The 13,086-nt window shown below is 59.7% G+C and carries 9 protein-coding genes; 3 read left to right on the top strand and 6 right to left on the bottom strand.

Annotated features, from left to right (window positions below):
- Positions 1-65: 65 nt before the first annotated feature.
- The gene (locus AB0H71_RS23490; RefSeq protein WP_357024678.1) at positions 66-518 is read right to left on the bottom strand and encodes a hypothetical protein; all 453 of its coding nucleotides are present in this window, start codon (positions 516-518) and stop codon (positions 66-68) included.
- Positions 519-859: 341 nt separating this feature from the next.
- Here AB0H71_RS23490 and AB0H71_RS23495 point away from each other — a divergent pair, with 341 nt between their 5' ends.
- From AB0H71_RS23495 to AB0H71_RS23505, 3 genes are all read left to right on the top strand, one after another.
- Entirely contained in the window at positions 860-1,714 is an 855-nt protein-coding gene (locus AB0H71_RS23495) for a helix-turn-helix transcriptional regulator (protein ID WP_357024680.1), read from the top strand.
- Positions 1,711-1,911, top strand: coding sequence for a DUF397 domain-containing protein (locus AB0H71_RS23500; protein WP_357024682.1), 201 nt, complete (start codon positions 1,711-1,713; stop codon positions 1,909-1,911). Before AB0H71_RS23495 ends, AB0H71_RS23500 begins: the two co-directional genes overlap by 4 nt.
- 435 nt (positions 1,912-2,346) lie before the next feature.
- Positions 2,347-2,943 (top strand): hypothetical protein, encoded by a 597-nt coding sequence (locus AB0H71_RS23505; protein WP_357024685.1) that lies wholly within the window; start codon positions 2,347-2,349, stop codon positions 2,941-2,943.
- A 100-nt stretch (positions 2,944-3,043) separates the two neighbouring features.
- Here AB0H71_RS23505 and AB0H71_RS23510 read toward each other — a convergent pair whose 3' ends face one another.
- The 5 genes from AB0H71_RS23510 to AB0H71_RS23530 are packed head-to-tail and all read right to left on the bottom strand — an operon-like array spanning position 3,044 to position 13,054.
- Complete coding sequence (locus AB0H71_RS23510; protein WP_357024688.1) at positions 3,044-3,526, bottom strand: very short patch repair endonuclease; 483 nt, start codon at positions 3,524-3,526, stop codon at positions 3,044-3,046.
- Positions 3,527-3,532: 6 nt separating this feature from the next.
- Entirely contained in the window at positions 3,533-8,476 is a 4,944-nt protein-coding gene (locus tag AB0H71_RS23515) for a type IV secretion system protein VirB4 (protein ID WP_357024690.1), read from the bottom strand.
- Positions 8,473-10,035: a hypothetical protein gene (locus AB0H71_RS23520; RefSeq protein ID WP_357024692.1), complete on the bottom strand. Its 1,563-nt coding sequence runs from the start codon at positions 10,033-10,035 to the stop codon at positions 8,473-8,475. The genes AB0H71_RS23515 and AB0H71_RS23520 overlap by 4 nt, the downstream gene beginning before the upstream one ends.
- Positions 10,032-11,915: an ATP-binding protein gene (locus AB0H71_RS23525; protein WP_357024695.1), complete on the bottom strand. Its 1,884-nt coding sequence runs from the start codon at positions 11,913-11,915 to the stop codon at positions 10,032-10,034. The genes AB0H71_RS23520 and AB0H71_RS23525 overlap by 4 nt, the downstream gene beginning before the upstream one ends.
- Positions 11,912-13,054 carry a DNA cytosine methyltransferase gene (locus AB0H71_RS23530; protein ID WP_357024698.1) on the bottom strand — a complete coding sequence of 381 codons (1,143 nt, stop codon included), beginning with the start codon at positions 13,052-13,054 and terminating at the stop codon, positions 11,912-11,914. Before AB0H71_RS23530 ends, AB0H71_RS23525 begins: the two co-directional genes overlap by 4 nt.
- Positions 13,055-13,086 lie beyond the last annotated feature (32 nt).

Genomic DNA, 13,086 nt, shown 5'->3' on the forward strand with positions numbered 1-13,086 from the left:
TTCCGTGGGGTGGGGTGGCAATCGGGCGAAGGGGTCTTGCGGGCAGGGGGAGGGCGGTGGTTCGTTCAGCGGTGGGTTCGGGGGTGGCACCAGCGGATTGCGTCGACGATCCAGTCCCTGGTGGGGAGGTAGGTGTCGGTGGGTGGAACGACCCATGTGCGCTGCTTGGTGCTGGGTGTGGGCAGGGGGAAGGTCGCGGCATCGGTGATTCCGACGTTCAACGCGGCGAGTTCGAGGTCGGCGTAGGTGTCGAGGGGGCCGACTCGGGCGAGGAACATCCAGCGGCCGCTGAGCGTGGACGACGAGACCGGGCCGCATCGTCCTGGTACGTCGTCCATGCGTGATCGCACAGCGGCGCCGAGGTGTGGTGGAGTGGTGACCACGCAGAAGTCGCCGCCGCCGGCCCGGATGGCGTTCACCCCGTCGGGGATGACGAAGGCCGGGATGCCGCACACCTCGCGGTAGTAGTCGCAGAGCTCCTCAAGCGTCGTTTCCCACGGTGGCGTAGCGACATGCATTCGGTTTCCCCCTCGGTTGCTGGCCCTCGGATGCGAGGGCGCCCGGCCCCGGACCGGGGCGGTGGGTCCGGTGTGCGGGAGGAACCCCCTGACGTTCCTCCCGGGCCGGGCGCCGGGGATAGAAGACCGCATCAGCAGGCGCGTTCCGAGGGGATCCGGATGATCCGGGGCAATCGGGTCGATCCACCGGAGCGATCTCCGGATATGATGTAAACCGTTGTGTGTGAGGAGTTTTCCTTCATCCAAAGGGGAGATCTGTGGCATCCAAAAATAGGGGCCCCAGTGTTCAAAACGGGGAATCCAAAAGTGTGGGGCGGCCTGATGCTCACGCGGGGTCGACAGTGCCGCGCAGGCAGTTGGGGCGGCATCTGCGCGAGCTACGGCAGGAGTCCGGGCTGACGATCGCGGAGGTTGCTCGGCTGATCGAACGCGGTGCGGGGACGGTGCAGCGGCTTGAGACCGGGACGCCGCACCGCATCCGACTGCTCGACATCGAGGCGCTGTGCCGCGTGCTGCACGCCGATCAGACGATGACCGATGCGCTGATGGGATTGGCTCGGCAAGGCAATGACCGGAGCTGGTGGCACGAGTACGGCGATCTCATCCCCGAGGGCTTCGATGTCTACATCGGTCTGGAGGCAGCGGCCACCGAGTCGACGTCCTTCGGCATCATCGTTCCCGGTCTGCTACAGACGCCGTCGTACGCCGAGGTCATGATCCGCACGGTCTACCCGGACAACGCGTCCTCGGATATCTCGCGACGAGTACAAATGCGGTTGCACCGGCAGAAGCTCGTCACGCGGACCTGGCGGCCGATGCGCGTGACCGCACTGTTGGATGAGCACGCACTACACCGCATCATCGGTAGTCCCGCAATCATGTCCCAGCAGCTGAAGCACCTCGCCGACCTCAGCACACGGGACAACGTAGAGATTAGGGTGGTGCCGTTCACCTCGTCACCGCCACTGGGAGAAGTCGCCGGTCCCTACATCATTCTCGATTTCGCACAGGACGCAAAGGGCACGTACGAACCCTCAGTCGTGCACGTCGAGAGCTTCACCGGCAGCCTGTATCTGGAGCAATCCGAAACCGTCGAGCGATACCGGATGGTGCACCAAACCCTGTCCCGCGTAGCGTTGAATCCGCAGCAGACACGTGACCTGCTCCGGCAGGTGGCAAGGAGGTATGTGCGATGAACGCTGAGTTCGCTGGTGCTGGTTGGTTCAAGTCTTCCAGAAGTGGCGACAGGGATTGCGTCGAGGTTGCCTTCGCAGGCACTCAGGTCGGTGTACGAGACTCCAAGGACATCGCCCAGGGGCACCTTACGTTCCCCACTAGCGCCTGGGTCGCGTTCACGGCCAAGCTCGCAAGCGGTGGCTTCGACCAGGCGTAGTGGCGCGATCCCAAATAGGAGGCACCTGCGACTGTTGGTTACACCAGGACCAGCTCGGGCGGTTAAACTGGACCGAATACGAGAACGACATCATCCTTAAAGCTTAACAGTCTGCCTACTCCATATCGCTTTTCGTGCAGCAGCCCGGAAGCCTAGTCTGCTGCCATGGAGATTCGGATTTTCGGCGGGCGGGCAACATTTCCCAAAGGATAATGAAATCCGACAAACGGGGGTTCAATGGCAAACGGTAGATTCTCCGCCCCAACCAAAGCTCTGGTAGCAGCATGCGCAGGCTATATGTGCACCAACCCCGATTGCAATCGGCTACTCGTAGGCCCGGAAGTCAAGACCGGGGATGCGCTACTCAAGAGCAACATCGGAAAGTTCGCACATATCCAAGGCAGAGAATCCGGGAGCGCCCGATACCACCCTGGCATGACCGATGAACAACGATCCGCTCCTACCAACGCAATTTTTTTATGCGGCGCGTGCCACGATCTTGTCGACAACAACGGCGGTCCCGCGTACCCAGAGGCAGTCTTGACCCGATGGCGAGAGGAACACACTGCGAAAGTTCGACAACTCCTCAGCAGCCCGCATCTTCCCCTACTTCCCGAACTCATGCGACTCCAGCACAACGCGAAAGTAGTGGCTCAGGTCTTCGATATCCTTGCCAACAAACGCTCACTGCACTTCTCGGTCGACTTAGAGACCTGGTCACACGTGATCACGTCGCTACAAGACCTACGATTAGAGATTACCCGCGCCCTCAGCGAAATCTCCGAAGACAATCGACTGCGGAAAGCTCTGAGCGCTATCCGAAATGCGGCGATGAGGTTTATGAAAGATGTGACTGTCGAGGAGGACGGGCAGCCGCGCAGAGGCCAGGTGCACGCAAATGTGCACCTGGAAACCATGCGCGAAGAAATCGGCTTAATAGTGCACCGCCTTTCAAGGACCTACAACATCCCTATCCCACATGAACTGCAGGCTTCTACCTGGACGCTCGGCGTCGGACTCGGCCGTCCCTGAACCCGGCTCCGACCGTACGTCACGACCGTGGTGGCGGAGGCTACGCCGACCGCTTCGGCTCTACAATCCTCAATAGGTGTGAACAACGCAAGTGGCGACCTCAGCTTGGCGAGCGCGGTCGTCGCTGCCGCACGTAGTCAGTAATCAGTGAAGCGACCGCATCAGGAGGCTCGTGTTCCCAGAACCGAATGGGAAGCCATCCTTCGGCCTGTAGGTGATTGTCTGTGTCCTGGTCCCGCGCTCTGTTGCGCGCTATCTTTTCGGCCCAATAGTCAGAGTTGGCACTGGCTCTACGCACGCCGTGCTCGGGACAGCCGTGCCAGAAACAGCCGTCGATAAAAACAGCTACCCTAGAAGGCCCGAAGACAATATCGGCCCGTCGCCGCAAACTACGGAGTGGAGCAACGTCGATGCGGTAGCGCAACCCCGCCCGGTGGAGAAGCCTTCGGACCGCCAGTTCGGGACCGGTGTCCCGCGTCTTCTGCTGCTGCATACGGCGACGTACAGATGGGCTGCTCGCCCACGAGACGCCAGCCCGAGCCGTGCGCCTCGCCGACTCGGGCCTACCCGCCTTTCTAGACATGAGTCATTACGCCGGCCTAAGGTCAGACAAGCCCAGCTCAGCCGCATCTCGATAGGCTTGCGTCATTCGCACCAGCCTAGGCGCCTCGCCAGCGAAACTCACGAATGCCTCTCCCTTGCCGAGAGTTCGAACTTGCTCCGGCAATCTCGGGTTGTCGGGCTGCAGCTTCCGCGCTGCCATCGTTGCCACAGTGGCATCAGGCAGTCCGAAGCAGATTTTGGTCTGGGCATTCGCTGCCACAACGTCCGGCAAGTCCAGGGGGCCTTGAGTGGCCAATATGACCGCCAACCCTTTCGAGCGGCCCTCACGAATCATGGTCTGGATTGCGCGAAATGGAGCGACTCTATGCGCTTCGTCGACGACGGTGACATAGCGCACCGCGTTCGATATCGGCGGCAGACTCTGGACGCGAAGCAGAAGGGCAGAAAAAATAAAACCAGCGGCCAGCACTGTGGTCTGCCCATTACCTGGAATCTTCGAAAGCCCAAAAATCACATTTGACTCGACGATGTCGCCGAGCGGCTCTCCGGACCTGAAAAGGTCATTGTGAGTCAAGTCGCCGATGACTCCCGAAAGGTCAGCATCCAATCGGTCATCGAGGGTGCGCAATGTCGGCCACCGACGCTCGCTGCGTCCAATCTCGTACGCCTCTTTCAGTGCCTGCTCAAGCTTCGCCTTCTGCCGCACCCCGAGACGGGCGCTCAAGGATCTTACAGCCTCATCGACTGTGTCTCTCAGTTCGATAACAGCACTTTGAATCGCGCGGTCGCTGTCGTCGTCCAACGCCAAGGGATTGTAAGGGGCGCCTTCATTCCATAGATCCACAAATTTGGCGTCCGCAAACGACGGAAACCCTATTTCGTCACTGTAGTCATTCTTGAAGTCAGCGATCCCGAACTTGACGCCACTGAACTTCGAAAGCTGGCCGAGCAGACTCATCGTGAATTGCGTCTTGCCCATACCGGAAGACCCCCAAATTTCGGCATGGCCATTCTGCAGCTTAGTCTGACCAGTTCCCGCCGGGTGCCATCTCACCTCATCGCCAGTCTGGGCGTCCCAGCCAAGCAGTGGAGCGGAAAAATTGGGAGTCTCACGGGTGGCGGGGGTGGTCGGCCCCGTAGCCGACGCATACTCCTCTGCCGGTCGCGTTACGGTGCTCGTCCCCTCCCCAGACTCGATGCCGGTTACGTCAGCGACAGCGCTGCTAGCAAGCATATCGGTCGATGGCTCATCCTGCCCTGGACTAGCCTCCCGATCCGGATCAGCCACGCCGACAAGCTCCTGTGGGGTCTCCGTGTCAAGTACGGGCGGGTTCGCGCCCCCGCCGTTCTCGGGTCGACGGCGCTTGCGGGTAGTTTCCAGCGGAGGTTGGACCGCTTCGACTGTCCGCAGCTTTGTCAGGCTCGTCGACGTGGCTTGCTTCAAAAGCTTTTCGGTAAGCGGGATGCTGTGAAGAACTATAGGGACGATGTCGTTGGCGATGCCTTTTCGAAAGTTGCGGCGCTGCTCTTCAACCTTGGGACCAAATACGAGCCCAACTCCCGCCCACTCCAGAGACCCTGTACCGCGGCGGAAAGACTCAAGGGCTTCAATCTCTGCAACATCGAGCTTGAATCGCGATTCTCGCGCAACGGCGTACGCGGCCTCAGCGATACGGTTGAGCCACAATCGGCTATGCACATTGCCAGCTTCCGGATAAGCGGCCCATTTTGTAGCTGCGAGGCTTTGATACAGCTGGTCCAACGCCCCGGCAACGGCATCACTCTCGCCACTGCGTCGCGCCTTCACTTCGATGGTCGCTATGTGGACACCCTGATCCTTAGTATCCAAGGCGATGGCCAAAAGATCTGCCCGCTTCCCTGGAAACCAGTGCCGGTACTCATCGAGGCTGACCAGGAGCACACGACAACCTGGCGGCAGCGGCCAAGGCGTCGTCGTCGTCGCGAGCAGGCTGAATGCCACCACATGTCCAACTAGCTCATTGATTCCCGCGCCACTGGTTGCCGCTTGAAGGGCAAGAATCCCATAACCCTGACTCGCGACCTGCCGGAGTTGTGTGCCAATCGACTGTGCGACGTCAACTTCTTTAACAATGCCAGCGGCTCGAAGACTGCGCCCAATTGCCCGATCGGCTGGCCCGCCTGACTTCTGACTCAGAACGAGTGAGAGCGGACTCTCACCCCCCAGACGACGCTCCTGGTGCAAAATGGCAACATTGTCGGCTCCCAGCGCATGCTCAAGACTGTCACGGGTTGCATAGCGATCAAGCGTGGCCACCCACAGCGACAGCTCGTGAATCTCGCGCAGCTTACCCGCGATATCTAGAGCAGTCGTGCGGACCTCGGGTACCTGAAGCGGCACATCAGAATCAGGCCACGCATCCTCAATTGCGTTTTGAAGTCTCAGCCAGACTTGTCCCGCAGGCGATGCCGTCGGGGGCATGAGCAAAGTACGTTTGTCCTGCTTTGGCCGCTGCCAGACACGCGGCGCAAAAAGGACCTCTTGATCCGTCGCGGGAGGCGACACCTCACGTGATTCGATCTGCAGTGCATTCGGGCCATCCGTGAGTCCAGTTACCAAGGCCAAATGAACTGCTGGCACATCCTTGCCTGGACGCAATAGAGAACGGGCCGTCTGCAGGTCAGCAAGGTAGCGAAGTTCGAGAACGTCGCGTTCGTTGCGTAGCTGATCATCAGCCAGTGCCAACGTTTCAGGGCGAGGCCGATCTTTGTCGGCTGTTCCGATACAGAAAATTTCGATCTTGCGAATGGTGGTCTTACCCACCTGCTGGCCTATCAACTTGACCGCTTCGCCCGCCAAGAGGTCGGCAGCACCAGCGCCCCATGCAAGGCACCGGAGGTGCCCGGCCGCTTCCGGCTGGAGAGTGAGTAACTGCAATATCACCGAACTCAAGGCTCCACCGGCAAAACCGCTCTCATCTCGGTTCGACCGACCGCCGTACAGACTCCAGACGCGCCCCTCGCTTGTCGGCAAGAGTGCTCGATCCTGAGTTGACAGCTGCAGATAGGCAGGATGATGCGCGGCAGTCGTGCGCGCAATGCTGGCCGATGTAGCCACAGCATCGCCCGAATCCGAGGGCTCATCTGAGCCTTCCACACAGGCGACAAGATCCCACAACGCCTGTAGGTATTGCGCAAGCCATTCCGCCTTCATCGGGGCGAAGGCTGTCAGTGCAACCGTCTCTTCACTGCCACGGATGGCGCCGGCAAGGGCCAGGTGCTCGGCGGAAGCAGTGTCCCCGCTAGCCTCGCAATCTTGGCAGACAGCAGTCCAATGGCTTACCCAAGATAAAAGAGCGGATGGCTGCAGGCCATCATCGAGCGATGAGCGTGCAACATTTTGAAGGGCTTGAGCAGTCGAGAGCAGGGAAGGCGGGACAGGCTGCGCTGGACTTGCGTCCGAAGGACCGCAGAATTGGTTCAGCGTGGGCTCGCCACGCAACGACAGCCCCAGCCCCGGAGCTTCAGCAAACAATACCGCTGCACGCAGTGTCGCTGCGTCGTCCAGATCTGGCTTCCAGTCGACTTGGACTGTACCCCCGTCCGCTCCATACAGACGCAATTGCAGCGCCGGCAGCGGTGCGCCCGCGGCCAGGGCCGCGTCGCCGAAGGCCCCAAGAATATCCCCGAGGTCTCCGTCGTCTGCAGCGCGGAGTAGCAACCCGTCAATCTCAACACGTGCTGAGTTCCATGCTCGCATGAGTCCGCCGAGTCGGAGGCGAGCACACGCAAGGGTGAGAATCTTTCCTGCGCTAGTGCGATTTGAAGCTGCCGAACCCGATTGAGGTGGCGAAGGGAAGAGAACATGTACGCGCTTAACTGCACCGCCCAATTGCAAGGTGGCTCGAAGGATCGCAGCCTCCGGACACGACGGATTGCTCCCGCTGACAGCTTTGTCTCGCAATAAATGTTCGAGTTTACTGCGTGTCGGTCGGCTGAACACCCGCTCCGGTTGCGCTAGATCAAGGTTGCACAGCTCCTGCGCAGCGAAGCGCTGCGACGGTCCGCGACGGAGTTCCTCTGCTCGCCGCTCATAGGTCGACCACGGCAATGCAGCAGCCTGACTACCAGCATCGAGGCCGGCGCGGAAAGCGTCCATCTCCTGCCGCACCACCTCTACGAGGTCTTGCGCACGCTTCTCGAACACTTCTCGCGCTTCTTCAAACGAGAGGGTTCTGAGTAACTCTGTGCTACCTGCCTGAAGCTGAGCCATAACCTTGTCTGCAGCAGCGGAGGCGCCACCCGAACCTATCTCTGGGCGACGCGCAAGCACGCCTTCAGCTCGACGACGAATATCCGCGAAGGCATTCGGCCTCAACATCTCGTCACTGGTTCGTCGAGCTGCCAATACTAAGTTGTCTGCCACGCGTGCAGAATCTGCCCGAACTCCTGGTGGCAGCCTGTCCATAAAGGCACCCAGGATTGGCAGTTCTTCGAGTGCATCTTTCCCAGCAGCCACTTGGTCAAGATAGGCAGCAACCGCTGTGGCGCTGGGTCTGGCAGCCACAGTGGCTTGGTTTATTGCTTCGCGGACAGCCCGAACAGGACCGTCGAGAGCAACTGGCGGAAGTTGCTGTGAAAGGATACCCATCCCTTCAGCCGTACTGAGAAGAACGCTTGGAGTCACTGACTCGAAGAGGTTGAGGGACTGTCGATCTGCTACCTGTTCCCCGTCACACAATACAAGCACTACTCCGTGGGAACTTTCGTTACGCAGTTGCGTCCCGGAAACGTCGACCATTGCATGAGCACCGAACAGAGCAGGCGTCGCGGAAACGACCGCAAGTCGAGGCAAAGCATCGTCCCACGCCGCGCTCATGCCTTCAGCCACGGAGGCGGGCACACCCTCGACTAGAACATAGCTCTGTACGCCCGCCGTAAGATTACGGCGCAGATGCTCAGCCAGGGCCGAACCGAGTCGTACGCTCATCCCTTGCTCCTCGCGACGCGCTCACCGATCACCGTGGTGCGATCAGACAAGCCGATCGCAAGGCCAGCGTCGCTCATCAGGCGCTCGGCGTCTCGCGCGTTCTGTGCGAGACGCGCGCCGTCAAGTTGGGCAACGAGCGCTGTGGCAGTAGCCGATTCCTGATTGATCACTAGGCCCCATTCTTCTCGGACCGCTGCAAAGAACTCACGGCTGGACATCGGCATGCGAGCCGAGAGGCCACCTACCAATGTAGCGAGAAGCTCTGGGCTGGCAGTGAGATATCGGTATGCGCCCGTTCCGACCAACATGCCAACTGACTCGAGCAGGACGCGAAAGCCGTCTTCTGAACCGCGACTGTAGTTCGCGGTTTCGACCGCAAGACGGGCGAGACTCGTGTAATCATCATCGCTCGCGTCGAGGCCTAGGCGGCCGAGGCGCGTACTTACACTTTCTTCGCTACTTTCAGCTAGAGCTTTATCGCTAAACTCCGTCGAAAACGCGACTACCTCTTCATCTACCTTAAGCTCTCGCATTCGTTTAGCGAGTGTTTTGAGCGTTGCGTCTGCAAGGCGAATCCGGGCACGCCGGTACGACTCTTCAGACCTTTGGCGCACTGGGTCCTGCGCGCGGGGCGACGACCCGAAGTTCAGCAACAGATATCGGTCTTCTCTTGGTGTACTGGTGACTTCCCATGCAGTTCGCAGAAGGTATAGAGCCAAATCCAAACCAAGAATTCCTCGCAGCTGCCAAAGCCTGGCCGGGCCACTCGTGTGGTTCTGCATCATTACGCCCTCGGCATGGCGACACAGACTACTCGCCAGGCTTGTCAGCTTCGGATCAGTTCCGCGCCTCCACGCCTCGAGTTCGTCGTCTTCCAGACCGATTGCGCCGTCAGACCAGGATTCTCTGCGCGGCAGAGCTTCTTCTAAGGTCCGCGCTATCTCCGATAGCGGGCTGGATGAAGTGAGCGCAACTCTTATCTGGGAGACTGCGGCCTCTCCTAGTTTTGCATCCTCGGCGCCAGCCGGTGCTAAGAGCAGCCGAGCAAGTGTAATACCACTTCCTCGCATGTAAACTTTTCGGACGCTGTACTCGCTGCTTCGCGGGCTAGGTTTCCTGGAGTCGTACCATAAAAGAGATTCGTGAAAAGGCCTCAAGAGCCATGCTCCCGCTTGACCGCGTTGCGTTTCGGGGTCAATAAGTCCCTGGAGAGCTTGCTGCGCTAGATGCAGGTTGGCCGAGCCGCGGAGATCCTCTCCCGAAGCCAGGCGTGCACCGAACTCCTCGGGCGAGGTCCCGGTCTGGCCGACGTGCCCCGACTTTCTTCCGCCAAGGAAATTCTCCCCTACAGCGAGGCTACGAATCGCGAAGCGCTGCCGTTTAGGCGAGAGTAAGTCTCCTTCTCCATTCGGCGCCTGATAGTTGTTTTGCGTCAAAGTGAGCAGCGTTTCAGCACATAATTGAGGTGCGCGCTCGTCGCGATCGGGAGCGAGACCAAATAACTTCTCCGCAATTGAACCTGGACTGAGCCGGTGACGCTGAATCGACCGCCTGCTCACTCGCCCGCTCCTCGCCTCGTGAGGTGCGGTAGCGATACCGTTACTAGCGCGGGCGGGTTAGAGTCGGGATCGGCTACGCGCAAAATTTGGTCCGCCTCAAGCTGGCTGGCCAGGCGTCCATAAAAGCCACGGAGATCGTTCATCTCAGCTACACCTTGACCAACCGGCCCTCGGAAGTCCGCTGCTTCGCGAATTGCCTCATACATCCTGGGGGCGATACGTAGCGTAAGCTCTTCGCTACCAACCGCGACTACCAACTGAACGTCCACATGGTCGACATCGAGAAGCTTTTCAACTAAACCCGTGTCTGGCACGCGCAGCTGAAGACCATCCAGCTGAACTTGACCGTGCACCAAGGACGGCCTCGCAGGGCGAAAGGAGCCGGGGTCACGTGCGAACAGACACGCCGGGTCAGGGACAATTAGTCCTTCGTTCGGACTCGAAAATCCTGTCACAAGAAAGTTGAGACCGCGCACAATAGCCTTGAGTTCGATCACTGTGTCACCGCCTTGCGCAGTCTTCGCCGCGAGCGCAACTAACTCCGCGATATGGCGGAAATTCAGTAGCCGTCGAGCCGCTGCATCTGGGCCACCGAGATCAACACAGCTCTCAAAAAAGACTCGCTGGCGCCACAGCTTTTCAGCTGGCGCATTTGTGACACCGTCCCCGCGGACAAGCGCATCGAGACCGTCTTCCACTCGGGTTGGGTCCTCGTCGGTGCTAACCATTTCACCGAGCGCATAGAAAGTCATAGCTCCCTGAGCTGTGCGAATCCGGTCCAGTGGAGAATCCGAACCAATAAGGGCTGGCTGGCGGCCCGCTCCAGATTGCTCCGGACGAGTGACGTGCGGGTCGCCTGCAATGTAACGCACGTTTCTCGGGGCTCCGCTTGAGTCACGGAGCCAACCATCGACTTCAAGGTCGCTAACGGTTCCCAGACCGGAGTTCTTCATCCCTGTCAACAAGGGCGATCGCTCGGCCGCGTGAGATGATAACCCTCCGCCAAGCACGCGGCTGTAGTAGCCGTCGGCAGCCGTATAGGCTTCAGTCGCGCGGTCACGGTTGTCTTTCTTGACCTGCCTGCAGGTGTGTGACCCGACAATAGCCCACGCCAGAATCGCAAGAACTTCACGTAGAGTTGGGACTGCTTCACCACTTGCGAGACGCACTAGAGTTCGCAGTTGCTCTCTCACATCTTGGCGGCGCAACTGTTCAGCGTTCGTACGCATGGGGCACCCGCCGGCTTCGAACGGGCACTGACTACAGCCACCCCAAAGAACCTCTCGGGTAACATAGTCCGTCAACTGGCCCCAAACACCTTCACTGGTCGGGCGCTGACGATTCACATTGATAATGGTGACGCCGTCTCGCGTTGCCGCACCCGTTCGCAAGGCCGTGTCGAGAATGTCCCTCACTTTAGTAGCGCCGATATCCTCGAGCGCATCACGCAGTACGCCCTCGTTAGCACAAAGCAATGTCTGTGCGTCAGGTGTTTCGGTTGCAGCGCGCAATGCCGCTGCTCGGGCCACTGGATTGGGTAGCCCAGACAGATCTTTCACAACGCGCTGTCCTGGCACTACTTCGACAAGCTCGTCCTGCGTGGGTAACTCGCCACCTGCGGACTTACAGTATGCTTCAGCAACTGCAGTTTTTCCGGTGCCAGCGTTGCCGGTCAAGATGACCACACCCGGCTCCCGGCCGGTGGCCCACGACTTCACGTATCGACTAAGTTTGGTTTCAACGTCGTCACCCAAGATGGCTGCAAGGTGCGTAAAGTGCTCGCGGTACGCGCCGGCCTGGTCAGCACTGAAGACAGACAGTGATCGGAGCGCGGCGACAGCCGGAAGTTCTTCTGCCAGGGCGGCAGAGAGGTCGGTCATTGGTTCGCAGCCTTCCGCCGAATCGCGGTCAGTTCGCCCAGTGGCAGCGGCTGCTGCCCTCGCCTCGCCGCTAGCAATTCCGCGCCTGTCCGGGTAGGAACCCCAGCTTCGAGGAGCACGCTGGAGAGCGTCTCGACGATCACCTTCGCTGCCGGCGGTGGTACTGCATTGCCAATTTGCCTGCGAACTCGAGGATAAGCCGACCGCCGGTCACGCGGACCCTTACCGAACTCGAATATAAAGTCATCCGGAAAACCCTGCAATCGAGCTTTCTCTCTATTGGATAGTCGACGCGGCTCCGCATGGTGGTAACCGTGCGTTCCTCCACCTCCACCGGCGATGATTGTGTAGGACGGCTTGGAAGGATCCAGCCTTCGATAGACGTGACTGATCAATCCTTTCACTGCCAAAGGATGACCGGAGGGAATGGCCTCGTAGTTGGCACCTGGCGGGATCAGCTTCAGCCGCTCCACTACGTCTTTGCTATCCATCCCCATTTCGTGATTGGGAGCGTTTTCTGGCAGTGGATGGATGTCCAGGGTTTCACCGACCGTGCGCGGGCATCCTTGAAAAGGTGCTGGCACAATCGGCGGCCGTACGCCAAGATCACGCCGAACACCAATCACGATGAGGCGTTCACGGTGCTGGGCAACGCCTAGGTCAGCCATATCTATGACCTGCGCACTCAAATCATAGTGAACGCCACGTCCTCGATCCACAGAACGGGATCCTCGATCGACAAAGCTACTCGGTGACTTCAGTGCGTGTCGAACGAGGGTCCAAGCCACGCCCCGGTTTGCGGACAGTAGTCCGGGTACATTTTCGAGGACAAACGCGGCTGGCTGCAGGGCGTCGAGATAGCGAGCGACCTCTCTGAAGAGATTGCCGCGCGCAGTCATTAGTCCGTCGTGGTTCCAAAGGGTCGAGTAGTCCTGGCAGGGCGGGCCAGCGAGAAGGATATCGCACGGAACATCGGGTACGAGAGTTTGAGTAATGTCTGCCTTGACAATATGGCTACCGAGATTGCGACGGTACGTTTCCACCGCCCAGTTTTCATTGTCGATGGCCCAGACGGTGCGTACCCGGCCTGACTGCTCAGCCCCGAGGTCCATGCCGCCACAGCCAGCGAACAGCGACACTGCAGCGTACCGCTTCGGTCTTGGTGCCATCA

Source organism: Nocardia sp. NPDC050697 (assembly GCF_040654395.1).
GTDB lineage: Bacteria > Actinomycetota > Actinomycetes > Mycobacteriales > Mycobacteriaceae > Nocardia.

Excerpts from the sequence above, each read along its gene's own strand:
- AB0H71_RS23515 (WP_357024690.1), bottom strand. The coding sequence starts at position 8,476 with ATGAGCGTACGACTCGGTTCGGCCCTGGCTGAGCATCTGCGCCGTAAT.
- AB0H71_RS23500 (WP_357024682.1), top strand. The coding sequence starts at position 1,711 with ATGAACGCTGAGTTCGCTGGTGCTGGTTGGTTCAAGTCTTCCAGAAGT.
- AB0H71_RS23525 (WP_357024695.1), bottom strand. The coding sequence starts at position 11,915 with ATGACCGACCTCTCTGCCGCCCTGGCAGAAGAACTTCCGGCTGTCGCC.
- AB0H71_RS23490 (WP_357024678.1), bottom strand. The coding sequence starts at position 518 with ATGCATGTCGCTACGCCACCGTGGGAAACGACGCTTGAGGAGCTCTGC.
- AB0H71_RS23505 (WP_357024685.1), top strand. The coding sequence starts at position 2,347 with ATGACCGATGAACAACGATCCGCTCCTACCAACGCAATTTTTTTATGC.
- AB0H71_RS23510 (WP_357024688.1), bottom strand. The coding sequence starts at position 3,526 with ATGTCTAGAAAGGCGGGTAGGCCCGAGTCGGCGAGGCGCACGGCTCGG.